Below are 26,957 nucleotides of genomic sequence, written 5' to 3' on the forward strand. Positions count from 1 at the left end.
GGGCAGCCCGCCCGGTACGGCGGCCTGGACCGGCCGGAGCAGACCGGCAGCACACACGTGCGCGACCTGCACCGGGACCTGCGCGAGCTGGGTTTCCTGCTCGCGCCGCCGGACGCGACGGCGTTCACGGCGGTCACGTGGCGGGCGGTCATGGAGTTCCAGCGCTACGCGTCGCTGTCCGACGCGGCCACGGAACGTGAGCCGCGCTCGGCGACCCTGCTGGACGCGGTGACGGCCGACGATCACCTCCGAGCGGGGCACGGCGATCGTCCACCGCTGGCACATCAGGGCCCCGGCGAACATGGTCTCGGCCGGTCCCGCGACGGAGCCGCCCGCGACCCGGCGGATCGGCCGCGCGGGCCCCGTCCTGCGGCCGGCCTTCGAGGCGGCGGCCCAGGAGGACCCGAGCCTGTTCTCCGGCCCGCCCGGCACCTGGGGCGACGCCGCCGAGCAGGCGATCGTCGCGCAACTGCGGGCGCGGGGCGGGACCTCGGTCGAGTACGTGCACGAATGGCCGCGCCAGGTGTCCGCGAGCCGGGGCTTCACGCTGCCGTACGAGCTGCTGCCGGACCACGGCGGCGGGCGGCGGCTCGACCCGGCGCGCGACTCGTTCCTGCTCGACACCACAGGACTGCCGCCGGAGCCCTGAGGCCCGCGTCCGCATCACGGCTCCCCGCGTACCGCCACGAAGGCGACGTCACGGCTCCCTGCGTACGGCCACCAGCGCCACGTCGTCCTCGCGCGACCCGAACGCGCCGAGCATGCGCTCGGCGAACTCCTCCAGGTCGTCCTCGACGGTCTCGGCGAGCCTCCTGGCCTTCTCCATGCTCTCGTCCAGCGAGACGGCGCGGTCCTCCACGAGCCCGTCGGTGAACAGCAGCAGCGTCCCGCCGGGCGGCAGCTTCAGCCGGTCCACCGTGTACGTCTCCGGCAGCGCCCCCAGCAGCAGGTTGCCCAGATGGTGGTAGGCGCAGCCCGGCCCGGCGAACAGGGGCGGGATGTGGCCGGCGTTGGCCACCTGGACCTCCCCGGTGGCCGGGTCGATGAGCACCAGGCAGAGCGTGGCCGTCATGCGCGGGTGGTAGCGCCGCATCATCTGGTTGAGCAGGTCGAGCGAGGCGCTGAGATCCACCTGGCCGATGAACGAGGCGCGCATCGCGTGCCGCAGCTCCGCCATCACGGTCGCGGCGTGCAGCGAGTGCCCCTCCACGTCGCCGATGGCCACCAGCACCCGGTCGCCGATCGGCAGCACCTCGTAGAAGTCGCCGCCCACCTCGATGTTGTCGGCGGCCGGCCGGTAGCGCATCGCCACCCGCAGGCCGGGCACCTCGGGGATGCGGGTGGGCAGCAGGCTGCGCTGCAGGGTCAGCGCGATCGCGTGCTCCTCGGTGTAGGCGCGCAGCGCGGCCACGGCCAGGGCCAGCTCCTGGCCGAGCTGGCGCAGCAGGTTCACCTCGTCGACGTCGAGCGGAGGGTCGTTCTCCACGCCCAGGTAGATGGGCAGGCCGGAGTTCTTCGTCCGGCAGAGCACGCCCGTGCTGCTGCCCTCGATCCGTACGTCCGGCAACAGCCCGCGCCACTCCTCCGCCCGCAGCGTGAACACGTGGGCGCGCTGCGCCTCCCGCTCCACCATGCGGCTCAAGCGGTCCAGCAGGTCGGGTCCGGCGGGATGGGAGGTGGCGGGCTCGCCGGGGCGGGCGCGGTAGCGGAGCGTGCGCCCGTCGGGCAGCAGCGCCAGCGTGCCGCAGAAGCGGCCCAGCACGCGGGCCGAGCCCTCGACCGCGACCGACAGCAGCTCGTCGAACGTCTCGGACTCGTTGATGCGCAGCGTCACGTCCGCGAGCCGGGCCAGGCGCTCGGCCATCTGCTCGGCCCGCCACCGCGCCCGGTAGTACCGCAGCATGGCCTCCACCGTCGCGGCGAACTCCGCCGGCTCGATCGGCTCGGCCAGGTACGCGTCGGCGCCCCGTTCCAGCCCCTCCGCGCGGTCGGCCACGGTGATGGCGTTGGCCGACACCTGGATGACGGGGATCGACGCGGTCGCCGGGTCGGCCTTGATCCGCTCGCACACCTCGTGTCCGGGAATGTCGGGCAGCCGGACGTCCAGGATGACCAGGTCCACGTGCTGCGCGGCGAGCGTGGCCAGCGCCTCCTCGCCGCCGCCCGCCTCGATCACGCGGTGCCCGGCGCGGCGCACCCAGCTCGACAGGATGTACCGCTTGGTCGGCGTGTCGTCCACCACCAGCACGGTCGCCGTCCCGCTCACGCCCGCCCCTCCATCGCGCTGCGGATGGCCCGCAGCAGGTCCTCCCTGCGCAGGCCGTGCTTGTCCAGCACGACCAGGTCGCCGGAGGCGCGCTGGGGCGCGATCGTGACCACGACCACCGGGATGTCTCTCAGCCGCTCGTCCTCGGCCATGCGCTGGAGCAGCACGTTGCCGTCCACGCGCGGCATGAGCAGGTCCACCAGGATCGCGTCGGGCGGCCCCGCCGCCATCAGGTCGAGCGCGGCGGCGCCGTCGGCGGCCTCTTCCACGTTCGCGGTGAAGCCGTGCAGCATGCGGCGGGCGGCCGCGCGGAACACCTCGTCGTCGTCGGCGATCAGCACGCGCTCCAGCTCGGGCGGGCCGCTGTAGTGCGGCAACCGCAGCGTGACCGTGGTGCCCTCGCCGTCCGTGCTGGCCAGCTCCAGCGTGCCGCCGAGCGCCTCGGCGAGCCTGCGCGCGTACGGCAGGCCCAGGCCCGTGCCCCTGGACCTGACCTGGAGCGAGCCGGGGACCTGGTAGAAGTCCTCGAACACGCGGGTCAGGTGCTCCGGTGCGATGCCGATGCCGGTGTCGGCCACCGTGATGACGGCCTCGTTCCTGGCGTGGTCGAGGCGGGCCTCCAGGCGTACCTCGCCGCGTACCGTGAACTTGACCGCGTTCGACAGCAGGTTGCGCAGGATACGCAGGAGCATGACCTGGTCCACGTACAGCTCGGCGACCTCGGGAGCCACCTCGTGGCGCAGCTCGACGCCGTTGCTCGCGTTCGGGCGCAGCATCACGTGGAGCTGCCCGGCCATCCGCTCCAGGTCCACGGCCGACGGCTGCGGGTCCAGGCGGCCCGACTCGGCCTTGGCCATGTCGAGCAGCTCGCTGACGAGCTCCAGCAGGGTCTCGGTCGAGTCGCCGATGAGCCGCACCTGGTGGGCCTGCTCCTCGGTCATGGGGTCGCCGCCGGGGCCCGTCAGCAGCCTGACCAGGCCGATGACGGAGTTCAGCGGGGTGCGCAGCTCGTGGCTGACGGTGGCCCAGAAGCGGTTCCTGGCCTCGTTGGCCTCCCTCAGCTGGCTGGACTTCTCGTCCAGCTCGGCGTACAGGGCGACCACTCCCCTGTTGGTCTCCTCCAGCTCGGCCGACAGCTGGTTGTACATCGCCATCACGCCCGTGTTGGTCTCCTGCAGCTCGGCGTTGAGCCGTACCACGTCCTCCAGGGTCTCGGCCAGCTCCCTGTTCTGCTCGCGCAGCTCGTCCAGGGCCGAGACCGGGGCGAGGTCGGCCAGCCTGGCGCGGATCTCCGCCGCCGGGGCGGGCGGGCGGCGCGCGTGCAGCCGCTTGGCGAGCGTGACGGTGCCCTCGTCCAGCATGATCTCGTCGACCAGCCTGCCCGCCAGCTTCAGGCCCTCCAGGCCGGGCGGGGCGGAGTGCCGCGAGTGTTCCAGGGAGATGTACAGGTGCTGGTCGCCGAGGGCGAGGACCGCCGTCGAGCCGGTGCCGAACAGCTCGCGGCCGGCTTCGCTCAGTGCGGTCGCCACGCGGATCTGGTCCTGCGGCTCCAGGCCGGCCAGCTCGGCGGCGGCGCGGCCGAGCCGGCGCAGGACGAAGACGTCCTGGTCGGCGTCCAGCCGGACGCGGATGAGCTCGGTCACCCCGGCCTCAGACTTCGCCATGCCGCCCGGTCTCCTGAGCGGGCGGCGCCGGGCGGGTGGGCTCCTGGGGTGGTCTGACCGTCACCACGCAGGCGTCGTCGCGTCTGCTGCCCGCCTCGCGCATCAGGCCGGCGGCGATCACGGCGGGCGTGCGCGAGAACAGGCCCGGCAGGAGCGCGGGGTCCCAGCGGTCCGTGAGCCCGTCGGTGTGCAGGACCACGGTGGCGTAGCCGGGCAGCTCGTAGGTGTACTGGCGCAGCCGCCCACCCTGGTGCCCGGCGATCCCTGGCACCGACACCATGCCCTGCCGGCCTTCGGCGTGCGCGACCCAGCCGGAGACGTTGCCGAGCCCGGCGAAGTGCACCTGGCCCGGCTCCACCCGGGCCACCGCGACCGCGCCCCCTCGGGTGCCGTTCATGCCGGTGTGCAGGCGCCGCACGATGTCGACCGGCTCCTGGTCCCGTACGTCGAGGAACAGCTCGACCGCCCGCTGCGTGGCCTGCGCGGCGATGTGGCCGTGCCCGAGCCCGTCACAGACGAGCACCGTCGTGGCCGGGCCGGCCTCGGCGATGGCGAACCCGTCGCCGCACACCGTCTCGTCGCCGATCGGCCTGGTCAGCCCGCTGGCCCGCAGCGGCGGCGCGGGCGCGCGGCCCGCGGTGAAGTGCATGGCCAGCACGGTCCCCTTGCCCGGCAGGGAGTGCACGTCGTAGCCGGAGGCGATGCGGGAGATCGCGCCCAGGCCGATGCCCAGGGTCCCCGAGGTCGAGTAGCCGTCGCGCAGCGCGCGGGCGACGTCGGCCATGCCCGGCCCCCGGTCCACGGTGATCAGCTCCACCGTGGCGGGGGCCTCCGGGTGGGGGCGCACGATGACGGTGCCGTCCGTGGCGTGCTTGACGAGGTTGGAGACCGCCTCGCTCACGGCCACGGCCGTCTGGCCGATGAGCACCTGGTCGAAGCCGGCCGCCTCGGCCAGCGCGACGGCCTTCCTGCGTACGGCGCCGACCGCGCTCGGGTCCTCGGCGCGGACCCAGCCGGTCATCGCGACCACTTCGTCACGGTCACGGTCGTGCCCTTGCCCGGCTCGGAGATCAGGTCGAACTCGTCGACCAGCCGCCGCGACCCGCCGAGGCCCAGCCCGAGGCCGCTGCCGGTGGTCCAGCCGTCGGTGAGTGCCTGGTCGATGTCGGGGATCCCGGGGCCCTCGTCGGTGAAGACCAGCTTGAGGCCGCGCCGCGGGCCGTTCTGGACGATCTCCACGTGGACGTCGCCGCCGCCGGCGTACACCAGGGCGTTGCGCGCCAGCTCGCTGGCGGCTGTGACGATCTTCGTCTGGTCGACGAGGGACAGCCCGGCCTCGACGGCGACGCTCCTGACGAGCTGGCGGACGCCGACGACGTCCGCGCTGCCGGCGATGACGACCTCGCGTGCGCCGCTCACCGGGTCGCGCTCCTGATGTGGTCCAGTAGCGCAACCCCCTTCTCCAGATTGAGTGCCGTACGGACGCCGCCGAGCGAGAGCCCGAGCTCCACCAGCGTGATCGCCACGGCGGGCCGCATGCCGACCACCACGGTCTGGGCGTCGAGCATGCCGCACGTGGAGGCGATCGTGGCCAGCATCCTGCCGATGAACGAGTCGACGATCTCCACGGCGGTGATGTCGATGATCACGCCCTTGGCGCCGTTCCCGACGACCGCGCCGGCGAGGTCCTCCTGCAAGGCGAGCACACCCTGGTCCTCCAGGTCCACCTGGATGGAGACGATCAGGATGTCGCCGAGTTTGAGAATGGGTACGCGCTGCACGGCTACGCGCTCTCCGCCCGGATCGCGATGCGCGTGTCACGGCCGCCGCTCACGTGGATGCCGCCGCGCTTGAAGGCGTGGGCCAGCGCGTCGGCCAGGGACGCCTTCGTGACGATGTCGCCGAACTCGATGCCGAGGGTGACGATCGTGTGCGCGATCTGCGGGCGGATGCCGGAGATGACGCACTCGGCGCCCATCAGGCGGGCGGCGACGACCGTCTTCAGCAGGTGCTGGGCGACCTGCGTGTCGACGGCGGGCACGCCGGTGATGTCGATGACCGCGTGCTCGGCGCCCGTGTCGACCAGCGTCTGCAGCAGCTTCTCCATCACCACCTGGGTCCTGGCGGAGTCGAGCGTGCCGACCAGCGGCACCGCCACGATGCCCTCCCACAGCTTGACCACCGGGGTCGACAGCTCCAGGAGCTGCTCGGCCTGGTCGAGGATGATCTTCTCGCGGGCTTCCGCGTACGTCTCGAACGTGAACAGCCCCAGATCGTCGATCAGCCTGGAGAACCAGATGAATCCGCGTGCCGCCTCGACGCCCTCCTGGTCGACCTCGACGATCTCGTACATCGCCTCCTTCAGGCCGAAGACGGCTCTGGCGGTGTCGGCCGGCGCGAACCCGGCGCGGGCGCGGGCCCGCGACAGCTCGGCCAGCAGGCCGCGGACGTCGGCGAAGTCGTTCTTGCCCTCGTCCAGTGCGGTGAGCAGCGCCTGGTAGAGCTCGGTGAGCTCCTCGGACGACGCGTTGGCGAGCTGCGCCCAGCGGCGGACGATCTGCTCCTGGTGGAGGCGGAGCAGTTCTTCGATGCGTCGCCTGTTGACATCGGCATGAACGGACAAAGATCACTCCAGGGAGGGCGGCTGGCAGTTGCTCGTATGCTAGTGCGGTTTGCCGTCACCGGGACTCCGATCGGATCCGCTTTCCCGTTCCGAGGCTGCGCGCGCCCGCCCGCTGCGCCTCGTCAGCACCTGCTTTCTCACCCACCGATCCGCGCTCCTCAAGCCCACCCTGAGCCTGGCCGCGCTCACCGACACGGCGGCCGTCGCCGGCTCCCGGGAGCTCCGCCGCACGATCGCCGATCTGCACCGGCGCACCCCCGCCCCCATCAGCCTCCTCTGCCACAGCTACGGCTCCTACACCTGCGCCCTCGCGGCCCCCGGCTTACCGATCACCGACCTGGCCTTCATCGGCAGCCCCGGCGTAGGCGCGGCCGGCGTGACTCCCCCGGTCCGGGTCCGGGTCTGGGCCGGCCTCGGCGACAACGACTGGATCAAGCTCGTCCAAGGTCAAGCTCGGCGTCCTGGGTTTCGGCACCGACCCGATGCGGGGCCCGTACGGCGCCCGCCGCTTCGAAACGGGCACGGGCGGCCACAGCGACTACTACACTCCGGGCACCCCGTCCCTGCGCAACCTGACCCTGATCGCCCTCGGCCGCCACCAGGAGGTGACCCTCGATCAAGACGGCTCTTGACTCCGCCATTCCTGGGTACGAGTCGGAGGAGGCAGGCTTTGATGACATGGTGTCGTCATCAGCTTGACGTCGGACGCCGACGTTTGTGACACTTCGTCATGAAACGCCAGCACGAGCAGAGGTGGGCCGTGACCACGTCGTTCTCCGAAACTTTGCGCAACGCCACCTGGGCCGATCACCAGTCGGCGGAATCGGAGGGCTACCTCTCTGCGCTGATGGGCGGCCGGTTGAGCGAGCACGACTACGGCGAGATGGTCGCTCAGCACTATTTCGCGTACACCGCACTCGACACCGTGTCCCGCCGGCTGGCGGACCACCCGGTGGCCGGCCGCTTCGTGTTCCCCGAGCTGTACCGCGAGCCGGCCCTGGAGCGCGACCTCGCGACGATCTACGGGCCGAGCTGGCGAGACCGGATCGCCCCGTCGAAGTCCACCAGCACCCTCGTGGCCCGCATCCACCAGGTGTCCGACTGGCCCGGCGGCTACGTGGCCCACCACTACACCCGCTACCTGGGCGACCTTTCCGGGGGCCAGTTCATCCGGATGGAGCTGCAGAAGATCTACGGCTACGCGAAGGGCGGAGGCGTCGACTTCTACTTCTTCGACGAGCTGGGCAGTCTGCCCCGGTTCAAGAACGAGTACCGCTCGCGTCTGGACGTACTGGGGCTGGAGCTGGACGAGCGCGAACAGCAACGCATGATCGGCGAGGTCAAGCTGGCCTACCAGCTCAACACGGAAGTACTGACGGAGCTCCGACACGTGGTCAAGGCCGCCGCCTGAGCCCGCCTGCCGCAGCCCTCAGGCTCGGGCTTCAGTCCTGACGCCGTACCGGCCGCGACGTGGCGAGCGAGCTCGCGGGTGCACTCGTGGACCTTGATCCGGCCCCGCCGGAACAGCACCACGTGCACGCACCCGCCCAGCCGGAGCAGCAGCATGTGCACGTGCCCGTCCAGCCGGGAGTCGTTCCGGCTCTTCAGCGCGGCGGCCAGTCGCCCCACCCCCGCACGCGAACGCCTCTCCAAGCGCTCCAGCCCGCACGCGAACGCTTCGTTCGAGCGCTCCAGCCACCACAGCGCAACCTCGCCTTTGATCCCGTTGTGCGGGAACATGTGCGGCGGCCCGGCCTACCATGGGCGTATGCCCCGCATCTCGGCCGCCACGATCGGCGAGCACCGCGCTCAGACGCGTGACCGAATCCTGCAGGCCGTCTCGCGCCTGTCCAGGGTGCAGGGCATCGACGCCATCTCCATGACCGACGTGGCGGGCGAGGCCGGCATCACGCGTACGGTCCTGTACAACTACTTCCCGGACAAGGCGGCGCTGCTGCTGGCGTTCACCGAGCGCGTCACCCGGTACTTCATCGACAGTTACGAGCGGGAGCTGCCCGCCGGGGCGTCGCCCGCCGACCGGCTGCGCGCGTTCGTGCGGTTGCAGCTCGCCGGGCTGCTCGCGCACCCGCACCCGGGGGCGGCCGACCTCAGCGCCGCGCTCGGGCCGGACGCCTACCAGCGGCTGGCCGAGCATGTGGCGCCGATGCAGCGCATCCTGGTGGAGATCCTCGAGAACGGCATCGAGGCCGGCGACTTCCGGGCGCTGGACGTGAACGCCACGGCACGGATGATCCTCGCGGTCATCGGCGCCGAGCGGGTGCCGCTGATCAGCGGGGACGTGACGGTGGAGACGGCCGGGGAGCTGGTGTCGGAGTTCGTGCTGCGGGCGCTGGGCAGCGACTGAGCCACAGCCCGGCGCTGAGGGCACCCGGCCGGCTGGGCCACAGCCCGGCGCTGAGGCCGCTCGGCAGGCTGGGCCGAGAACCCTGCCCCCTGTGTCGAAATCCTCTGCCGGCTGAGCCGAGAACCCCTGGCGGCCAGCCGAGAAATCCCCCCGGCGGCTGAATCGAGGACCCCTAGCAGGACCGTCGGTGCCCGGTGACAGGATGGGCGGCATGACCGACGACCCCGCCCTCCTGCACGGACACGTCGAGCTCAAATCGGCCCGCGGCCGGTGGATCCTGTTCGCGACCGTGCTCGGCTCCGGCCTGGCGATGCTCGACAGCACGGTGGTCAACGTCGCGCTGCCGTTCCTGGGGCGGGAGCTGGACGCGGGCATGGCCGGCCTGCAGTGGACGATCAACGCCTACACCCTGACCCTGGCCGGCCTGATCCTGCTGGGCGGCTCGCTCGGCGACCGCTACGGGCGCCGCACGCTCTTCCTCGTCGGAACGGTCTGGTTCGCCGTCGCGTCGGCCCTGTGCGGGCTGTCGCCGAACATCGAGTTCCTCATCGGCGCCCGCGCCCTGCAAGGCATAGGCGGGGCGCTGCTGACGCCCGGCTCGCTGGCCATCATCCAGGCGTCCTTCGTCCGGCACGACCGGCCCAGGGCGGTCGGGGTGTGGTCCGGGCTCGGGGGCGTGGCCAGCGCCATCGGGCCGCTGCTGGGCGGCTGGCTGGTGCAGACGGCCGGGTGGCGGTGGGCGTTCCTGATCAACCTGCCGTTCGCGGCGTTCGTCGTGTTCGTCACGCTGCGGCACGTGCCGGAGAGCAAGGACGAGTCGGCGTCGGGCCGGTTCGACGTGCTCGGCTCGGTGCTGGCGGCGCTGGCGCTGGCCGGCATCACGTACGGGCTGATCCAGAAGGGCGTCTCGGTGCCGCTGGTGGTCGGGCTGGCGCTGGCGGCGGCGTTCGTGGCGCTGGAGATCCGCAGGTCGCCGGACGCGCTGGTGCCGGTGGGCATGTTCCGCGACCGGGTGTTCACGGCGGTGAACGTGGTGACGCTGATCATGTACGCGGCCATGGGCGTGGTGTTCTTCCTGCTGGTGGTGCAGCTCCAGGTGGTGTCCGGGTTCTCCCCCATCGCGGCCGGGCTGGCGATGCTGCCGACGACGATCCTGATGCTGCTGCTGTCGGCGCGGGCCGGAGACCTGGCCAAGCGGGTGGGGCCGCGCTGGCCCATGACGATCGGGATCCTGGTGGCGGGGGCCGGGTTCGTGCTGATGAGCACCATCGGGTTCGGCGCGTCGTACCCGCTGCAGGTGCTGCCGGCCGTGTCCGTGTTCGGCCTGGGGCTGTCGGCGGCGGTCGCGCCGCTGACGGCGACCGTGCTCGCCTCGGCGCAGGAGCGGTACGCGGGCACGGCCAGCGGGGTGAACAACGCCGTGGCCCGCACCGGCAGCCTGCTGGCCGTGGCCGCGGTGCCGCCGCTGGTGGGGCTGGTGGGAGACGCGTTCGAGCAGCCTCAGGTGTTCGACGCGGGCTTCCGCACGGCGATGCTGATCAGCGCGGGGATGATGGTGGTGGCCGCGCTGATCACGTTCCTCACGATCAGGACGAACGTCCTGGCCGCCGACGACGACTGACCCGCCGGCCGGCCGGAGGTCAGAAGGTGAAGGCCTGGCTGCGCACGCTGTTGTCGAAGTTCGACAGCAGCAGCTCGGGCTCGCCGACCGAGCGGATGCCCGGCAGCCGGGTCAGCAGCTCGCGGAACATCGTGCGCATCTCCTGCCTGGCCAGGTTGGCGCCCAGGCAGAAGTGCGGGCCCGGGCCGCCGAAGCCGACGTGCGGCTTGGCGTCGCGGGTGATGTCGAACGTGTCCGCGTTCGGGAAGACCGACTCGTCGCGGTTGGCGGAGCCGTAGAACAGCACGACCTTGTCGCCCTTCTTCAGCTCCAGCCCGCGCAGCGAGTAGTCCTCGGTGACCGTCCGCCGGAACTGCATGATGGGCGAGACGTACCGCACCATCTCCTCGATGGCACCGTTGATGTGCGTGTCGAAGTCGCTCATCAGCAGCTCGCGCTGGGCGGGGTTCTCCGTGAGGAGCCTGATGCCGTGGGCCATCGTGTTGCGGGCCGTCTCGTTGCCGGCGACCAGCAGCAGCGAGAAGAACGAGCCGAGCTCCTTGTCGGTCAGCTTCTCCCCGTCGGGGTTGGCGTTGACCAGCAGGGAGACGAGGTCGCCCTTGGGGTCGGCGACGCGCTCGTGGCCGAGCTTGATGACCATGCGCTGCAGGGCGAGCAGGGCCAGCATGTTCTGCCCGGCCATCTGCACGCTGCGGGCCAGGCTGGGGCGCACGCCGGTGTAGGCGGTGGAGATGTCGACGTGCTGGTGCACCTTCTCCCGCAGCTCCTGCGGGATGTCCAGCATGTCGCAGATGACGTGGATGGGCAGCCGGGCGGCGACCTGGGTGACGAAGTCGCGCGGCCCATCCCTGACCACGTCGTCCACGATGCGCCCGCACGCGGCCTCGATGTCGCTCTGCAGCCCGGCGAGCATCCTGGGGCTGAACGACCGGGTCACGATCCGGCGCAGGCGGGCGTGGCGCGGGTCGTCCATGTTGACCATCGACTCACCGAACACCTGCTTCACCCAGCTCGGCGGCTCGGGATTGGTGACGGCCGGCTCACTGGAGAAGATCTTGGCGTTGCGGCTGGCCTCGACCACGTCGGTGTGGCGTACCAGGGCGTAGAAACCCTTGCCCGAGCGGAGGAAGGGCACCTTCTTCTCCGGGAAGAACACCGGGTGCTCCAGTTGCCGGAGCCGGGCGAACGCCTCATTCCGCTCTTTCAGCGGTTTGCGCCAGAAATCCAGATCAGCGAGGTCGATGTCCACCCGTCTATGGTGGCACGTCCCCGCGCCCTGAGAGCCCGCTCAGCGGGGACATGTGGTGACCCCGCGGATCCTGCTGACCCCCGCGAGCGGGATGACCTGCTGGTCCTCACGGACCTTGAGCAGCAGGCTCCCCCCGCTCGTGTCGACCAGCGTCCCGCACATCCGCCCTGCGGCCGACTCGACGACGACCAGCGCGGCAGGCGGGGTGGCCGCGGGCGCCAGCCACGTCATCCCCACGGCGACGGCGACCAGTGCCACCCCGCCCACGGTCAGCCGACGCGCCCGCACGACCGCCGCCTCGATCCGCCGCACCTCGCCGGCCGTCCAGTCACGCAGATCCTCAGGGGTCAGCAGCGTCTTGCGCGACGGGCTCCCGGACGCGGCGCTGACGGCGGTCAGAGTGGCCCAGACCAGCGCGCCCAGCGCCAGCGCGAGCAGCAGCGGCACCACCCACTTGTACGGCTGCGCCAGCTCGCTGACGCTCTCCCTGCCCTTGACGACGAGCACGGCGGCCAGCAGCGTGGTGATCCCGGTCAGCCCGGTACGCCAGCTCTCGGCCTGCTTGCGGGCGATCTCGAGCTGCTCGAACCGCAGTTGCTTGGCCTTCTCCAGCCAGCGCAGCACGTCGGTGTTCACTGCGGCAGCTCCACGGTCCAGTACGCGCCGCAGCCCACGATCCACAGGCCGTCGGGGCGGTTGGCGTGGGCGTACCCGCATTCGCAGCCCACGGTGCGCGGTCCGGAGGGGTGCGGTTCCTCGTTCTTCTTGAACAGGCCCTTGGCCCCGGCGATGCCGAACGGCCATGGGGTGGAGGTCTTGCCCTTGCACTCGGGGCAGAGGCCGGACACCTCGAAACCCTCCTCGGTGAGGGACTTCGCGACGGTGAAGTCCTGCTGCGGGCCGCGGTTGACACGCTGGTACTCGATGGAGCGGTGGCTCTCTATCTCAGGGGGCAACGGGTGGCTCCTCAGGGAGGGTGAGGCCGAACAGGGGGGCGTAACGGAGCAGGCGGTCGTGTACCTGGGCGGGGGTCTCGTCCAGTTGGTCCGCGGCGTGGGCCAGGTGGTCCTGGGTGACCGGGCCGGCGATGGCGGGGGACTGACCGTCGAGGTGGACGGTCAGGGCCAGGAGGTCCCGCCAGTGGACGATCGTCTCGGGGCAGGCATCGTGGGGGTAATCGAGGGTCAGTCCGAGGGGGGTGTACCGGGACAGGCGGCGGTGGGTCTCGGCGACCGTCCAGCCGAGCTGGCCGGCACCTTGTACGAGGTCGAGCGGGCCTACCCAGGAGATGCTGGTGTCGTGGCGAGTGAGCAGCACCTCGTCGGACGGCTGGGGGTGGAGGTCGTCCAGGGCGTCCTCGTCGAGTGGCGGCAAGGGCAGGCCCAGTTCGCGGTACGGGCGCAGCAGCCGAAGGCAGGCGCCGAGCGGCAGGCTCATCCGGTAGGCGATCGAGGCGACCTTCCACGCTCCGGCCTCCCAACGCGGTTCGGCACCTTCTGGGGCCGGGATGAGCTCGGTCACGAACCATTGCGGCCGCAGCAGCGCCTGCTCTGCGGTGATCGCTTCCACCTCGGCCCGTGGGTAGATCGTGCGGACTCGCTCGCGTGCCTCTCCGACGGTCATGGCGAGCACGGCGGCAAGGTGGACGAGGTCCAGTTTGGCGAAGGGGCGCTCGGGCTGGGCGAAGGGTATGAGCGAACGCAGCCTCGCCGTGCGCCGGTCGTCGAGATCAGCACGACCATCGACACGCTGGCAGACGACGTGGGCGGCGGCTTGCCGGCCCAGCGCCTGTGCCCCTCTCCTGAAGTGGCGGAGGGTCAGATGGGCCGACAGTGCGTCGGCGTGCTCGGTGTCCAGGTGCAGATCCGGAAGTCCCGTCATGTCCGGCCGCTCGATCATCCCGGCGTCTTCCAGCCGCGCCAGCCTCTCCCATGCCTCACGCGGCGACAAGCCTTCCTTGCTCGCGATGAGCGCCAGCGCGAGGGGGGTGAGCCGTCCGCCCAACATGGAGACCTGCCGCAGCGCCGCTTCCTCGAACCGGTCGAGGTCGTCCAGGTAGTGCTCTCGCTCGCCGATGCGAACTCCGAGGGGCTCCAGGCGGCCCAGCGTGTCGAGCACTTCGCTGATGGGGCATCCCAGCTGCGAGCTCGCGTTGACGATATGGCTGAGCGGAATGTCGCCCGAAAGCCAAGGGTCGAGGCCATCGAGGTCCCTGGACAGGAGGCGGGCTTCCAGCTCGGTGCAGACGTGTGAGCTCAGTGGGCCCAACTTGGCGTCGGGTGGCACCCAGCCAGGGGGTGCGAGCTCCCCGGCACGCGCGATGACCTCTTTCAACGGCAGTGTCAGGCGGTGTGACGCCTCAGCCAGTCTGGTCGTCTGGACGTCGTCAGCGCCGTCCTCTCGCCGCAGGACGGCGAACAGAGGCCTTTCCTCGGCGCTGATCGGACGCCGTGGCAGCGGAAGGTTCCGGGCGGCAGATAGGTTCAGCCCCGTGATCGCGTACCGTCGCATCCGCTTCAGTCGGCTCTCCGCGCTCTCCGCCGGATCGAAGAGGATTTCGCGTAGGGTGCTCGTGTCCACGCTGCCGTGCCGCAGGTCCTTCAGCAGCTTCGCGTCCTCGGGCCCGACGAGGGGGAAGCCCACCATGCTTCCGTGCTCGACCGGCCCTACCAAGGGTTCGACGACCTGCGGAGCCACGTCGTGCCACTGCCTCACGCGCCAGGAACGCCACCACTCGGTCCGCAAGCCGCTCAGACTCTCCCGGGCGAGGATTTCGTTGTCCTGCGGCATGCAGCCGACTCGCCTGAGTGCGACCTTCACCTCCTGCGGCCACCCCCCGCCGACGGGAAGGTGCACGTCTGCCGCCACGAGGTGGTCGAAGACCTGTTGGGCGCGCGCGGGCGAGTAGGAGGCCATCTCCCACAGCCAGGCCATGGTCAGCCCCGGCCACTCCACCAGCTCCGGCAGCCAGCGAACGACCTCCGCGGCCACCCAGTCCTCGTCCCATTCCCGCAAGTTCTTGCGGTCGACCGTGAACCTCGGCCTATGCACGTCACGGAGGTTGACCACCAGACCGAACGTGCCCTGGTCCGTGACGATGCCGTCGGCCAGCAACGCTCCATCTCCACTCACCCACCACAGGTGCTTCCCGCACTTGAGCGAGCTTCCCTGATAGCGCAGCTCCCCTTCCGGCCAGCTTTCTCTGCCCGCCCCTTCCTCCACGGCTTCCACGTCGAAGTCGGCCACCCACAACAACTGCCGCAACGTCCGCAGCACCGACACGTCGTCATCGCCGGTGAGGTAGAGCCGCACCACTGTGCCACCGTCGGGCAGGCCGTCAGCGGGCGTGATCTGCAACAGGCTCCCGCTGCTGGCGATGTGCACGTTGTAGGCGTCCTGAAAGGGGATGCCGTTGCGCCCGACGGGCCGGGTGAGCACGGTGATCTCGTCCGCCAGCATGAAGTAGCTGAACACCCCGACCCCGAACTGGCTGTTCGACACCATCCGCAGGTCCACCGACTCCCACTCGGCCTGCTCGGCGCGGTACTGCTGCCGGTACACGAACCGCTCCCCCGCGCTGGCGAACACGTGCAGCAGAGTGTCGGCGTCCATCCCGACCCCGTTGTCAGCGCACTCGATGTACTCCCGCCCGTCCTCCGCCCCCTGCCGGAAGGTGATCAGCCCGTCCCACTTCGAGCATGCCTGCCCGGTGCGTCTCCGGTACTCCAGCCGGGTCGCCCGGTACCGGCAGGCGTCCAGCGCGTTCTGGTACAGCTCGCGGATCGCGAGCGAGGGATCGTCGTACAGCTGCCGCCCCATGAGCAGCTCGCGGATCTTCTCTTCGGCCAGCCGGAACGTCTTGACAGGCGTCGCGTAGGCCGCCGACTGCCCACGCTCCTCGGGCCGCAGGCCCGTGCTGGTGATCTGCGCCGGCAGGCGCTTGAGCAGCCGGGCGTCACCGCTCACGGCGGTCAGGACGTCGTGAGCAGCGCGTGCCACCCCCTCCAGGGCCAGGTGCAGGGCCGGATGCCCGCAGCTGTGGCAGAGGTCGAGGAAGTCCTCGCCGCGCTGCCACTCCAGCCGTTCCACCGCCGAGATGACCGACGGCAGCGGCAGTTCGAGCTGCGTGCCGAGGTGATCGGCGATCACCGGAGAGAGGCGCCTGACGTCCACGGCGAGCGTTCCCGCCAGCCCCAGCAGGCTCATCAGGGCCCGCCAGCGATCGGTTAGGTAGGGCCGTTCGGCAAGCGCGTGATCGGCGGGGTCGGCACCGACGGCGCAGACGAGCGCCTCAACGAGACCGTCCCGCTCCCCACTCGGTGCCTTCGGCTCGATGTTCAGGGCCATCGCGGCCTCGGCGTAGACCTGCCGGGCGTCCTCTCCTCGCCAGAGGGCGGAGCCGACGGCGAGCCACTGGTGCACCAGCCACATCCCCAGCGCATCCCGCGCCTCGTTCGACCCTCTGGCGGCCAGGCCCTCCGCACGCTGCAGGAGGTGCTGGTGCATCTCGTGCGTGACCTCCAGGTCGCTGCGCGGCCCCGGGGTGTACGTGCGTTCGAACGTGTCCGGCGCGATGCGCGCAGCCTGCCGGATCCCAGCGGCGATCACCCGCTCGCGCAGGAATGGCGCCGCCACCAGTAACGCCACCTCGGACGGCGTCAGCTCGGCGCCTTCGAGCAGGAGCGGCAGGTGGTCGAGAATGCGGATCGCGTAGTTCTGGTCACTCCACGCGTCCTGGATCCGGGCGTGCCTCATCAGCTCGGCGGCGGCCTCGTTGCAGCGTACGGCACACCTGTCCACCACCTCTCGGACCGCCTCCCGGCCAGCGCCCGACACGTGGGCGAGTTCCCACAGCGGCGTGTTCTCCACGGCTCTGCGCCAGGCCACGGTGAGCTCGTCGCCGTCGCAAATGGCCAGGTCCGCGCCAGGCATGCGGCCGGCGAGATGGTGCGCCTGCGGCTGCTGCGGGTGCTCGTCAGCCGCACCGGCCCGCCGTGTCATCTGGCGGGTGACGTCGTCGAAGACCTGCTGCAGCGTGCGGGCGGCGTTGCGGCGATCGAGCGTCTGGGCGAGCGCCTGCGTGAAGTAGCTGCCCGCCTCGCCGTAATGGCACTTCTGCCCGGGGCGGCAGCCGGTGATCATGACGAACTGGCCGCCCTCCCAGTACGGCAGCAGCCCGCCGCGCGAGGCCGGGCCGTGATCGGCGGCGGGCGCGTTCCTGCACGCGTCGACGAAGAACGCCACCAGACCGGCCCTGCATCGTTTCAGCGGAGGAAGCAGCGGAACCAAATCCTCCACGGCGGGCGCGGCGGCGCCAGGGTCGCGGTCGGCGTCGCTGGGCACCAGGTAGTCCATGCCGTCGACGGAGATGCCGTGCCCGGAGAAGTACAGCAGGAGCACGCCGCCCTCCGGCACCGCCTCGCAGGCGCGTTCGATCTGCTTCCTGATCCGGCTGCGGGTGGGCTCCTCGCCGTCCTCGACCCCGTAGGTCTTCACGACGGTGTAGCCGGACTGGTCGAGCGCCTGCCGCATGGCGCGCACATCGGCCCGCACCACGTCGCCGATGTCGTCGAATTCATGGTCGTCACACCGGGGTACACCGATCAGCAGGGCATGGCGCGCGGTCATCCGTCCACCTCACCTCAAGCCAGGTGGCGGCATCATCCCATGGTGGGTGCGCGCGCGGAAGCCGATGTGCATCCTGCCCTCCTGGCCCGTTCTCGTGCCGTTCAGGCCCGGTTCGACCTGCCTGGTCATTACTTCCGGTATGAATGCGCTGCTCGCCGCCTGCCTGATCGTTCCCCTCGCTTCTGGAGCGGCTCCGGCCGCCGCCCGCGCGTGTGGCGGGCATCCGCTCGACTTCGACGCCGACGACCGGCCCGACCTGGCCGTGGCCGCGCCGTACGACGCCGAGAGGGCCGGGTCCGTGACCGTCATGTACGGGTCCGGGGAGAAGGTGAAGCTCACGCAGGAGGGGGCCGAGCCGGGGGATTCGTTCGGGTCGGCGCTGGCAGTGGGGGACTTCAACGGGGACCGGTGTGCGGATCTGGCCGTGGGGGTGTCGGAGGAGTTCGCGGGTGAGCGGGTGCCGGGCGGTGACGGGAACGGGGTGGTGCAGATCTTCGACGGGTCGCCGGAAGGGCTCGTGGCGGGGAAGGAGCTGAAGCTGGGCAAGCCGTCCAGTGACCGGTTCGGGGCCTCGCTGGCGGCGGGGGACCTGGACGGGGACGGGCGCGACGAGCTGGCGGTGGGGGCGCCGAGCCACCGGTCGGGCGGGGCGGTGACCGTGTACTGGATGAAGGGGCGCGGGCCGTACCAGATCACGCAGAGGACGCCGTGGGTGCGGCAGGGGGCGAACGTCACCGACCAGTGGGGGGCGTCGCTGGCGACCGGGGACTTCGACGGGGACGGGCGGGACGAGCTGGTCGTGGGGGCGCCCGCCGACAGCGTGACGAAGGACGGGCAGGGCTCGGTGACCGTGATCGACGTGCGCGGCAGGAAGGCCCGGTTCCTCACACAGAGCACGCCGGGGATCAAGGGCGGCGCCGAGAAGTGGGACAACTTCGGTGCCGCGCTGGCCAGCGGCGACTTCAACGGCGACGGCAAGGCCGACCTGGCGATCGGGGTGCCGGGCGAGGGGCTGAGCGCCAACCAGCGCGCCATGGACTACGGCGACGGCACCGTGGACGTCCTGTACGGCTCGCGGGCCGGGCTGCGTACCGACAGGACGGAGGCGTGGTCGCAGAACACGCTCGACGGCAGGCCCCGCTACTACGACCGGTTCGGCGCCTCGCTGGCCGCCGGCGACTTCAACGGCGACGGCAACGACGAGCTGGCCATCGGGGTGCCCGGTGAGAAGGCCGTGCAGGTGCTCGCGGGACGGTCGTCGGGCGGGCTGACGCGGGCAGGAAACCTGCTGGTGAAGGGCAAGGGGCAGGACTTCGGGGCGTCGGTGGCGGCGCTGCCAGGGTGGGAGCGGTACCGGGCGCTGGCCAAGCGGCCGCCGGTGTACGGGCTGGTGGTGGCGGCGCCCGACCAGGGGCTCATCCTGTTCGCGCCGGGGAAGCGGGAGTCCGGGCGGGTCAAGCTGGGCAAGGTGCGGCAGCTCGACAAGGGGACCGGCCTGTACGGCTACACCTTCGGCTGAGGCCGAGGCAACGGGCCAAAGGCCACGGGCCAAAGGCCACGGGCCAAGGCGACGGGCCGAGGCGACGGCTACGCCTCCGGCTGAGAGCCCTCCACGGGGAGGATCACGCGGAACAGGGCGCCCTTGCCCGGCTCGCTCTCCGCCACGACGATCCCGCCGTGCGCCTCCACCAGCGTGGCCGCGATCGACAGCCCCAGCCCCGACCCTCCGGCGCCGCGGGCGGGGTCGGCCCGGTAGAAGCGCTCGAAGACCCGCTCCGCCACCTCCTCGGAGAACCCGGGCCCCTGGTCGGCCACCTCCACCACGGCCTGGTCACCGTCGAGACCCACGCGCACCTGGAACGGGGTGCCGGGCGGGGTGTGGGTGAGCGCGTTGGTGACGAGGTTGTTGATCACCTGCCCCAGGCGGGCCTCGTCGCCGGTCACGATCACGTCGCCCTCGCCGCCGAACAGCCGGACCAGCTCGATCTTCCTGCCGGGCGCCAGCGTCTGCGCGTCGATGACGGCGGTGGCGGCCAGGCTGAGCAGGTCCACGGGCCGCATCGCCAGCTCGCGCCGCTGGTCGAGCCGGGCCAGCAGGAGCATGTCCTCCACCAGCAGCCCCATGCGGGCGGCCTGCCCCTCGATGCGGCTCAGCAGCCGTACGGCCTCGGCCAGGTCCTTCTCCTGCCCCAGCCGGTACAGCTCGGCGAAGCCCCTGATCGAGGTCAGCGGCGTGCGCAGCTCGTGGGAGGCGTCGGCCATGAAGCGGCGCATCAGCTCCTCCGAGCGCCTGGCTGCCGTGGCGGACTCGCGGGCGGACACGGCGGACCTGCGGGCCGACTCGGCGGCCTCCTCGCGCTCGCGGACCGCCACCTCGATCTGGGCGAGCATGGTGTTGAGCGAGCGGCCGAGCTTGCCGACCTCGGTGGTGCCGGCCCAGAGGGGCACGCGGCGCGACAGGTCGCCGCCGGCGATGTCGTTCGCGGTGATCGCGATCTGGCGCAGGGGGCGCAGGCTGCGGCGTACCAGCCAGTAGCAGACGAACCCGAGCACGGCCAGCGTGCTGCCGCCGCCGGCCGCCACGATCAGGATGAGCTGGGAGACCGTCGCGTCCACGTCGGCCGTGCTGATGGCCATCATGCGAATCTGGCCGGCGCGCGTGGGCACGGCGACGACCCGCCAGCTCGGGCCGCCGGGCTCGCGTGACTCCACGGTGAACGGCCGCCCCCGCAGCTCGATGACCTCGGTGAGGGTCAGCGGGGGCAGGTCGGGCGAGTGCTGCTCGGTGGACTCGCTGATGGTCCTGACGAGCGTGCCGTCCGGTCCGAGCACCACGCCGTGGAAGAGGCCGAAGTAACGTTGCGGCCGGCCGTCGGGGCGGGCGTCCACGGGCGGCGGGGGCGGGTCGCGCGGCGCGGTGGCCACGCGGAGCTGGTCGTCCACCCGTTCGACGAGGTAGCTGCGCAGCAGCCGCACGGCGAACAGGCCGGTCGCCGTGATGGCGACGGTGACCAGCAGCAGGGTGGCCGACACCAGGCGCAGCCAGAGCGGCGCCCTGGAAAGCTGCTTCCTGAGCCTGCTCGCGGCCCGGGACAGGTGCGTCCTGAGCCTGCTCGCGGCCTTGGACAGGTGCCTGCTCATACTCTCGGCGGGCGCAGGATGTAGCCGACGCCGCGCAACGTGTGCAGGTACTTGCGCTCGCCGGTGTCGACCTTGCGGCGCAGGTACGACACGTACGACTCGACGAGGCCGACGTCGGTGCGCCAGTCGCCGTTCCAGACGTGGTCGAGGATCTGCGTCTTCGACAGCACCCGCCCCACGTTCAGCATGAAGTACTGCAGCAGCCGGAACTCCGTCGGCGACAGCCGCACGGGCACCCCGTCGCGCCACACCTCGTGGCTCTCCTCGTCCAGCTCCAGGTCGGCGACGCGCAGGCGGTTCGGCGGCGGCGTGCCGCGCCTGGTCCTGCGCAGCACGGCCCGGATGCGGGCGATGACCTCCTCCAGGCTGAACGGCTTGGTCACGTAGTCCTCGCCGAGCCCCAGCCCGGCGAGGCGGTCCTCCGGCGTGTCCTTGGCGGTCACGAACAGCACCGGGACCCGGCGGCCGCGGGACCGCAGCCTTCCCGCGACCGCCAGGCCGTCCAGGTCGGGCAGCATCACGTCGAGCATCACCAGGTCGGGCGTGCTCTCCTCGGCCACCCGCAGGGCCTCCATGCCGTCGGCCGCCGTCAGCACCTCGAACCCGGCCATGCGCAGGCTGGCGGAGAACAGCTCCCTGATGTTGGGCTCGTCGTCGACCACCAGCAGCCTGGCCTCGGGCTCGCTCATCGTGGGCCTCCTCCCTGGAATCCCTGGCTTCCCTGGCTGATCGAGGTGGCGGCGACCGCGCCGTCGGCGCCCTGCCGGCCGCGCACCACGATCGTGGTGCCAGCCTCCAGGTCAGAGACCTTACCGGGCTTGGAGATCTGCACGGTGGTCTGGTCGGTGGTGGTGACGGTGACGGTGGTGCCGTCCATGGTCTTGACGTACACCTTGCCGCCCTCGACCTTCTCGACCGTGCCGACGGTGCCGCCGATCCGCTGCCCGCCGCCCGGCTGCTGCTGGCCGGCGCCGGGGATCTGGCCGCGCTGCTGGCCGTACCCGCCGCCCATGGGACGCTGCTGGGCGGCGGCCTGCGGCGGCGCGCCCGCGGCGCCGCCGAACCAGGTCTCCGCCTGGATGCCGATCAGGATGCCTGCCACCAGGACGACGCCGGCGGCCAGCGCCAGCGTGACCTTCGAGGTGCCCTTGGCGGGCTGGACGGCGAGCTCCTCCCGCAGGTCGCCGGGGAACGGCGAGGAGTCCAGCTTGTCCATGTCCTTGTCTCCTTACTCGTGGCGCAAGGCCTGGATCGGCCTGAGCTTGGCCGCCCGGTTGGCGGGATAACTGCCGAAGAACAGCCCGATGCCCAGCGACACGCCGAGCGCCAGCACCACCGACGACGGCACGAGGACCGGCTCGATGCCGGCGATGGTGAACCTGGTCCCCACGAACGCCACCAGCACCCCGGACAGCCCCCCGACCAGGCTCAGCAGCGTCGCCTCCATCAGGAACTGGCCCAGGATCGCGCTCCTGGGCGCGCCGATGGCCTTGCGGATGCCGATCTCGCGGGTGCGCTCGGTGACCGTCACCAGCATGATGTTGGTGATGCCGATCCCGCCCACCAGCAGCGAGATCGCGGCGACGGCGGCCAGCAGCACGGTGAAGGTGCCGGTCGCCTCACTGACGGTCTCCTGGAGGGTGGCCTGGTTGAGTATGCGGAAGTCGGGGTTGTCGTTCGTGATGCCGTGCCGTTGGTTGAGGATAGCCGTGACCTCGGCCTGCGCCGACGTGGTGGTCTCCGCCGAGGTGGCCTGCACGACGATCTGGCCGAGCGAGCCGAACCCGCTCAGGCTCTGCTGTACGGCCGGCAGCGGCGCGATGGCCACGTCGTCGGCGTCCTGCATGCCGCTGGATCCGGCCTCCTTCAGCACGCCGACCACCGTGAACGGCACCCCCGACACGCTGATCTGCTTGCCGATCGGGTCCACGGCGCCGAACAGCTCCTCCACCACGGTCTGGCCGAGCACCACGACCTTCCTGGCGGCCAGCACGTCGTCGTTGAAGAAGTACGTGCCCCTGGCGACGGGCTTGTTGACGGCCTCGAAGTAGCTGGGGTAGGTGCCGACGAACTGCGAGATGGCGTGGCTGGCGGCGCCGTACGCGGCGGTCGAGGCGGAGGCGTTGACCACCGGCGAGACGCTCCGCACCGACGGGGCGAGCGTCGTGTCGGTCAGCGCCTTGGCGTCGGCGAGGCTGAGCTGCCTGGCCTGGGTGCGCGGCCCGGTGTTCCCGCCTCCGGCGCCGGGCGCGCGCATGCCGCCACCGCCACCGCCTCCGCCACCCGAGAAGGACGGGGAGATCGTCAGCGTGTTCGCGCCGAGGCGCTGGATGTTCTGCTGGATGCTCCGCGAGGAGCCCTCGCCGACCGCGACGAGCAGGATGACCGCGGCCACGCCGATGAGGATGCCGAGTGTGGTCAGCGCGCTGCGCATCTTGTTGGCCAGCAGGCCGCGCAGCGCGAAGCGGAGGATCTCCACCTGGTTCACCGGGCGACCTCCGCCGTGCGCGGCGGCGGGCCGTCCACCGGTGCCTGGCGGCGGTCCTCCACGATCTCGCCGTCCACCAGCCTGATCACCCGCTTGGCGTGCGCGGCCACGTCGTCCTCGTGCGTGATCAGCACGATCGTGCGGCCGGACGCGCTGAGCCCGTCCATGATCTCCAGGACGTCGGCGGTGGAGGCGGTGTCGAGGTTGCCGGTCGGCTCGTCGGCCAGCAGCAGCGCCGGGGCGGTGACCAGGGCCCTGGCGACGGCCACGCGCTGCTGCTGGCCGCCGGAGAGCTGGTTCGGCTCGTGGCGTACCCGGTCGGTCAGGCCGACCTGCGCCAGCGCGGCCAGCGCCCGCTCGCGCCGCTCGGCCTGGCCGACGCCGCCGTACACAAGCGGCAGCTCCACGTTGGCCAGCGCGCTCATGCGCGGGATCAGGTTGAACGACTGGAAGACGAAGCCGACCCTGCGGTTGCGCAGGATGGCGAGCTGGTGCTCGTTCAGCAGGCCGACGTCGGTGCCGTCGATGAGGTACGTGCCGGAGGTCGGCACGTCGAGGCAGCCGAGGATGTTCATGAGCGTGGACTTGCCGGAGCCGGAGGCGCCCATGATGGCCACGTAGTCGCCCTGCTGGACGTCCAGGCTGATGCCACGCAGGGCGCGTACCCTGGCGTCGCCCTCGCCGTACTCCTTGACCAGGTTCTGCACGCGCAGGACCGGCACGGGGTCCACGGCGCGCAGGCCGGCGGCCGTCATCGCCCGCCTCCGCCCGGCATGCCGCCTCCGCCGGGGAAGCCTCCGCCGACGCCGCGCATCCCGCCGCCGTTGTTGCCCGTGGTGCCGGTCGTGGTGGCCGGGGGCACGAGCTGGTCGCCCTCGGACACGCCGGACTTGATCTCGGTCAGCGTGGATCCCTGGAGGCCCACCTCGACCGGCGTCCTGGTCTGCCTGCCGTCCTTCAGCACGGTGACCGTGGTCTGGCCGCCGCTGGTGGAGACCGCCGTGGACGGGACGGTGACGACGTTCTCGGCCTGGCCCACCACGACCTCGACGGTGGCGGTCTGGCCCAGCCTGACCTGGCCCGGCACCTTGGTGAAGGTGATCGTGACCGGGTACTGGACGACGTTGTTGCTGGTGGAGGCGACCGGCTGGATCTGCGTGACCTCGCCGGTGGCCGTGACGCCCGGCAGCGCGTCGAACGTGATCGTGGCGTCCTGGCCCTGCTTGAGCTTGCCGGCGTCCGACTCGGTGAAGGTGCCGACGAGCTGGAGCTTCGTGGTGTCGGCCAGCTGGATGAACCCGGACGAGCCCGTTCCGGCTGCCGCTCCCGCGGTGGCCTGGCCGCTGCCGGAGCCCGAGCCCGAGGACGTGCCGCCCACCGAGCCGTTCACCGCGGTGATCGTGCCCTTGAACGGCGCCTTCAGCACGGTGCCCGCGACCGTGCGCCGGGCCTCCCTGTAGGCGTTGCGGGCCTTGATGTAGGCGGCGTAGAGCTGGGCCGTGTCCGTCCCGTCGTCGAGGGCGCTCTCGTACGTGGCCTTGGCCGCCGACAGGCCCTCCTGGGCGGCGGCGTCGTCCAGCCTGGCCAGGATGTCGCCCTTGGACACCTTGTCCCCGGCCTTGACGTAGATCTTCTCCACGGTCCCGCTCGTACCGAACGAGAGCGCCCGCGACCGGGAGCTCTCGACCGCTCCCGAGGCGGACACGGAGGCGGTCACGGAGCCGCGGCCCGCGGTCACCGTCCGCACGGCGGTCTCGCCCGCGGCCTGTCCCGTGCCGAGCTGTGCGTAGGCGAGCCCGGCACCGCCCAGCAGGAGCACCGCGAGCGCTCCGTTGGTAATCAGCGCTCTGCGCCTGATCGACACCTTCACGAGCGAGGACCCTTGCACATCAGGCTGCGCCGCAGCCGTGGGCAAGCTGAACGTCCGCTGGGAACGGCGCGCCTGGTCCGGGCCCGCAGGTAACTCTGAGGCGGCTCGCAGGCTGCCGCGATCCTGCGGGGCCATGATGTGCCGTCATGAGACCGACTTTCGCGCTGGGCGGCCTCGCCCTCGCCGTGCTCGTGGCCGGCTCCGGCCTCGCGCTGGTGCTGCGCGACGACGCCCCGCCCACCGTCCGGGTAACGCTGGCCTCCGCCCAGCGCGGCCTGGTCACGGCCTCGGTGAGTGCGGCGGGGAGCACCGTGGACGGCTCGCGCAGGGACCTGGCGTTCGGCTCCTCCGGGACGCTGACCAAGGTGTACGTCAAGGTGGGGACCAAGGTGAAGAAGGGCCAGGTCCTGGCCAGGATCGACGGGCAGGCGGCGCGCGAGGCGTACACGGCGGCCAAGGCCGATCTGGCCGCCGCCGAGGAGGCCCTGGAACAGGCGTCCTCCGGCACCTCCGCGGGAGCCTCGACGGGCGGTTCAGCGGGCACGGGCAGTGACATCCCGGCCGCGGCCGGCACAGGCGGCGGGACCTCCGCCGCGCCCTCGGCCGGTACCGGCCGGCGGGCCTCGTCGGCCGGTGGCGGCACCCCCGGGACGACCTGCGCGCCCGCGACGCCCGGTGCGACGTCGCCCGCGAACGGCGCCTCCCCGGCCCCCTCCGGCACCGCTCCTGTCCCGACCGGCAGCGCTGCCCCCTCCGGGTCCGCGACCCCTTCCGGCGGCGCTGTGACCGGCGTTCCCGCACCCCACTCCACGGGCGGCAGCGGCCATGGTGTGTTCGGGCCGTCCGCGCCGTCCGGCGAGAAGACCGGCACGAGCGCGGTCGCGAAGGCGAGCACGAGCCCGGAGCCCGACCCCACGCCGCACCCGGCGGCCACACCGACACCCGGCCCCACGAACCCCGAGCCCCAGCCCACGGTGACGGCCACCGTGACGGCCACGGTGACGACCACGGTGACGGCCACCGCCACTGCCACCGTCACCACGACGGTCACCGCCCCCCCGACGGGCGGCGCACCCAACGGCGGCACCGGCACTGGCGGCGACGGGACCGGCGGCAATGGGACCGGCCGGCCGGAAGGGCAGCCGTCGGGGACCGGCGATTCCACCGCACGCCCGTCCACCACCGCACGCCCGTCCACCACGGCCAAGCCCTCGGCCGGCGGAAAGCCGTCCACCAGCGGGAAACCATCGGCGAGCGGCAAGCCCACGACCGGCGCGCGCCCCTCGCAGGGCACCTGCCCCACCCCTGGGACCACCGGGAACACCCGCACCGGCAACCCGGCCACCCCGGGCGCGGGCCGGCCCGCCAGGGCCGGGACGAGCGAGGAGCAGGCCGCCGCGAACGTGGACCGCGCCGAGGCCGCCCTGGAAGAGGCCGCCGACGCCGTGCGGGGCACCCGCATCGTGGCCCCCGCGTCCGGCACGGTCCTGTCCATCGCCGGCAAGGCCGGCGACACGGCGGGCACCGGCACCTTCATCAGCCTCGGTGACCTGGACGAGCTCCAGGTCTCCGCCATGGTCACCGAGTCCGATGTGAACCGGCTCAAGCTCGGCCAGCAGGCCCAGATCGCCCTGGCCACCAGGAGCGGCGAGAGGTACCAGGGCACGGTGACGGCCATCGCGCCGACCGCGACGGTGGACGGCCGGCTCGTCCGCTACCCGGTCACCCTCGCCTTCGACGAGCCGCCCGCGGGGCTGATGCTCGGCCAGACCGCCTCGGTGACGATCACCACGGACGAGTCCAGGAACGCCGTCTACGTGCCGGCCGCCGCGGTGCGCACCAGGTCGGACGGCACCCAGGTGGTCACCGTGCGCTCCGGCGGCCGGGACTCGGCCAAGGCGGTCCGCACGGGCGTTCGCGGCGACCAGTACGTGGAGGTCGTCTCGGGCCTGACCGAGGCCGACCAGGTGGTCATGTCGGGCACCACGCCGGGCGAGTTCCCCGACGGAAGCTGGCCGGGCGCATGACCCATCACCACACCG

The 26,957-nt window shown here is 71.8% G+C and carries 23 protein-coding genes and 1 pseudogene; 8 read left to right on the forward strand and 16 right to left on the reverse strand.

What is annotated here, in order from left to right:
- Window positions 1-301: 301 nt before the first annotated feature.
- Window positions 302-649 (forward strand): hypothetical protein, encoded by a 348-nt coding sequence (locus HD593_RS36155; protein WP_185106413.1) that lies wholly within the window; start codon window positions 302-304, stop codon window positions 647-649.
- 48 nt (window positions 650-697) lie between these two features.
- On the opposite strand, the gene HD593_RS36160 is transcribed toward HD593_RS36155, so the two are convergent.
- The 6 genes from HD593_RS36160 to HD593_RS36185 are packed head-to-tail and all read right to left on the reverse strand — an operon-like array spanning window position 698 to window position 6,553.
- Window positions 698-2,266, reverse strand: coding sequence for a fused response regulator/phosphatase (locus HD593_RS36160; protein ID WP_185106414.1), 1,569 nt, complete (start codon window positions 2,264-2,266; stop codon window positions 698-700).
- Complete coding sequence (locus HD593_RS36165; protein WP_185106415.1) at window positions 2,263-3,930, reverse strand: ATP-binding response regulator; 1,668 nt, start codon at window positions 3,928-3,930, stop codon at window positions 2,263-2,265. The genes HD593_RS36160 and HD593_RS36165 overlap by 4 nt, the downstream gene beginning before the upstream one ends.
- On the reverse strand, window positions 3,917-4,951 hold the full coding sequence (locus HD593_RS36170; protein ID WP_185106416.1) for an ATP-binding protein: 1,035 nt from the start codon (window positions 4,949-4,951) through the stop codon (window positions 3,917-3,919). The genes HD593_RS36165 and HD593_RS36170 overlap by 14 nt, the downstream gene beginning before the upstream one ends.
- Entirely contained in the window at window positions 4,948-5,349 is a 402-nt protein-coding gene (locus HD593_RS36175) for an anti-sigma regulatory factor (protein WP_185106417.1), read from the reverse strand. Before HD593_RS36175 ends, HD593_RS36170 begins: the two co-directional genes overlap by 4 nt.
- Complete coding sequence (locus HD593_RS36180; RefSeq protein ID WP_185106418.1) at window positions 5,346-5,711, reverse strand: STAS domain-containing protein; 366 nt, start codon at window positions 5,709-5,711, stop codon at window positions 5,346-5,348. Before HD593_RS36180 ends, HD593_RS36175 begins: the two co-directional genes overlap by 4 nt.
- Before the next feature lie 2 nt (window positions 5,712-5,713).
- A complete protein-coding gene (locus HD593_RS36185) occupies window positions 5,714-6,553 on the reverse strand; it encodes an STAS domain-containing protein (protein WP_185106419.1) in 840 nt (279 codons plus the stop codon).
- A 49-nt stretch (window positions 6,554-6,602) separates the two neighbouring features.
- Between HD593_RS36185 and HD593_RS65305 the strand changes: the two are divergent.
- From HD593_RS65305 to HD593_RS36205, 5 genes and pseudogenes are all read left to right on the forward strand, one after another.
- Window positions 6,603-6,983, forward strand: a pseudogene (locus HD593_RS65305) (alpha/beta hydrolase); the annotation flags it as partial.
- A 52-nt stretch (window positions 6,984-7,035) separates the two neighbouring features.
- Entirely contained in the window at window positions 7,036-7,185 is a 150-nt protein-coding gene (locus HD593_RS62235; RefSeq protein ID WP_246546892.1) for a hypothetical protein, read from the forward strand.
- A 98-nt stretch (window positions 7,186-7,283) separates the two neighbouring features.
- On the forward strand, window positions 7,284-7,964 hold the full coding sequence (locus tag HD593_RS36195; protein WP_185106421.1) for a biliverdin-producing heme oxygenase: 681 nt from the start codon (window positions 7,284-7,286) through the stop codon (window positions 7,962-7,964).
- Window positions 7,965-8,321: 357 nt separating this feature from the next.
- Complete coding sequence (locus tag HD593_RS36200) at window positions 8,322-8,918, forward strand: TetR/AcrR family transcriptional regulator (RefSeq protein ID WP_185106422.1); 597 nt, start codon at window positions 8,322-8,324, stop codon at window positions 8,916-8,918.
- A gap of 211 nt (window positions 8,919-9,129) precedes the next feature.
- Window positions 9,130-10,539: an MFS transporter gene (locus tag HD593_RS36205; protein ID WP_185106423.1), complete on the forward strand. Its 1,410-nt coding sequence runs from the start codon at window positions 9,130-9,132 to the stop codon at window positions 10,537-10,539.
- Window positions 10,540-10,558: 19 nt separating this feature from the next.
- Here the strand turns inward: HD593_RS36205 and HD593_RS36210 are convergent, their stop codons facing one another.
- Genes HD593_RS36210 through HD593_RS36225 form a run of 4 tightly spaced genes read right to left on the reverse strand, consistent with a single transcriptional unit; the run spans window position 10,559 to window position 17,416 of the window.
- Window positions 10,559-11,788: a cytochrome P450 gene (locus tag HD593_RS36210; protein WP_185106424.1), complete on the reverse strand. Its 1,230-nt coding sequence runs from the start codon at window positions 11,786-11,788 to the stop codon at window positions 10,559-10,561.
- A 39-nt stretch (window positions 11,789-11,827) separates the two neighbouring features.
- On the reverse strand, window positions 11,828-12,424 hold the full coding sequence (locus HD593_RS36215; protein WP_185106425.1) for a hypothetical protein: 597 nt from the start codon (window positions 12,422-12,424) through the stop codon (window positions 11,828-11,830).
- A complete protein-coding gene (locus tag HD593_RS36220) occupies window positions 12,421-12,744 on the reverse strand; it encodes a hypothetical protein (RefSeq protein ID WP_185106426.1) in 324 nt (107 codons plus the stop codon). Before HD593_RS36220 ends, HD593_RS36215 begins: the two co-directional genes overlap by 4 nt.
- Window positions 12,734-17,416 (reverse strand): wHTH domain-containing protein, encoded by a 4,683-nt coding sequence (locus tag HD593_RS36225; protein ID WP_185106427.1) that lies wholly within the window; start codon window positions 17,414-17,416, stop codon window positions 12,734-12,736. The genes HD593_RS36220 and HD593_RS36225 overlap by 11 nt, the downstream gene beginning before the upstream one ends.
- A gap of 139 nt (window positions 17,417-17,555) precedes the next feature.
- Here HD593_RS36225 and HD593_RS36230 point away from each other — a divergent pair, with 139 nt between their 5' ends.
- Entirely contained in the window at window positions 17,556-18,935 is a 1,380-nt protein-coding gene (locus tag HD593_RS36230) for an FG-GAP-like repeat-containing protein (protein ID WP_185106428.1), read from the forward strand.
- A gap of 68 nt (window positions 18,936-19,003) precedes the next feature.
- Here the strand turns inward: HD593_RS36230 and HD593_RS36235 are convergent, their stop codons facing one another.
- Genes HD593_RS36235 through HD593_RS36260 form a run of 6 tightly spaced genes read right to left on the reverse strand, consistent with a single transcriptional unit; the run spans window position 19,004 to window position 24,915 of the window.
- Window positions 19,004-20,557: a sensor histidine kinase gene (locus tag HD593_RS36235; protein WP_185106429.1), complete on the reverse strand. Its 1,554-nt coding sequence runs from the start codon at window positions 20,555-20,557 to the stop codon at window positions 19,004-19,006.
- Window positions 20,554-21,246: a response regulator transcription factor gene (locus HD593_RS36240; RefSeq protein ID WP_185106430.1), complete on the reverse strand. Its 693-nt coding sequence runs from the start codon at window positions 21,244-21,246 to the stop codon at window positions 20,554-20,556. Before HD593_RS36240 ends, HD593_RS36235 begins: the two co-directional genes overlap by 4 nt.
- Window positions 21,243-21,773, reverse strand: coding sequence for a hypothetical protein (locus HD593_RS36245; protein WP_185106431.1), 531 nt, complete (start codon window positions 21,771-21,773; stop codon window positions 21,243-21,245). The genes HD593_RS36240 and HD593_RS36245 overlap by 4 nt, the downstream gene beginning before the upstream one ends.
- A gap of 12 nt (window positions 21,774-21,785) precedes the next feature.
- Window positions 21,786-23,045 carry an ABC transporter permease gene (locus tag HD593_RS36250; protein ID WP_185106432.1) on the reverse strand — a complete coding sequence of 420 codons (1,260 nt, stop codon included), beginning with the start codon at window positions 23,043-23,045 and terminating at the stop codon, window positions 21,786-21,788.
- The gene (locus tag HD593_RS36255) at window positions 23,042-23,800 is read right to left on the reverse strand and encodes an ABC transporter ATP-binding protein (RefSeq protein ID WP_185106433.1); all 759 of its coding nucleotides are present in this window, start codon (window positions 23,798-23,800) and stop codon (window positions 23,042-23,044) included. The genes HD593_RS36250 and HD593_RS36255 overlap by 4 nt, the downstream gene beginning before the upstream one ends.
- Entirely contained in the window at window positions 23,797-24,915 is a 1,119-nt protein-coding gene (locus HD593_RS36260) for an efflux RND transporter periplasmic adaptor subunit (protein WP_185106434.1), read from the reverse strand. The genes HD593_RS36255 and HD593_RS36260 overlap by 4 nt, the downstream gene beginning before the upstream one ends.
- A 146-nt stretch (window positions 24,916-25,061) precedes the next feature.
- On the opposite strand from HD593_RS36260, the gene HD593_RS36265 reads away from it, so the two are divergent.
- Window positions 25,062-26,942 (forward strand): efflux RND transporter periplasmic adaptor subunit, encoded by a 1,881-nt coding sequence (locus HD593_RS36265; protein WP_185106435.1) that lies wholly within the window; start codon window positions 25,062-25,064, stop codon window positions 26,940-26,942.
- Window positions 26,943-26,957: the final 15 nt, after the last annotated feature.

The organism is Nonomuraea rubra (assembly GCF_014207985.1).
Taxonomy (GTDB): domain Bacteria; phylum Actinomycetota; class Actinomycetes; order Streptosporangiales; family Streptosporangiaceae; genus Nonomuraea; species Nonomuraea rubra.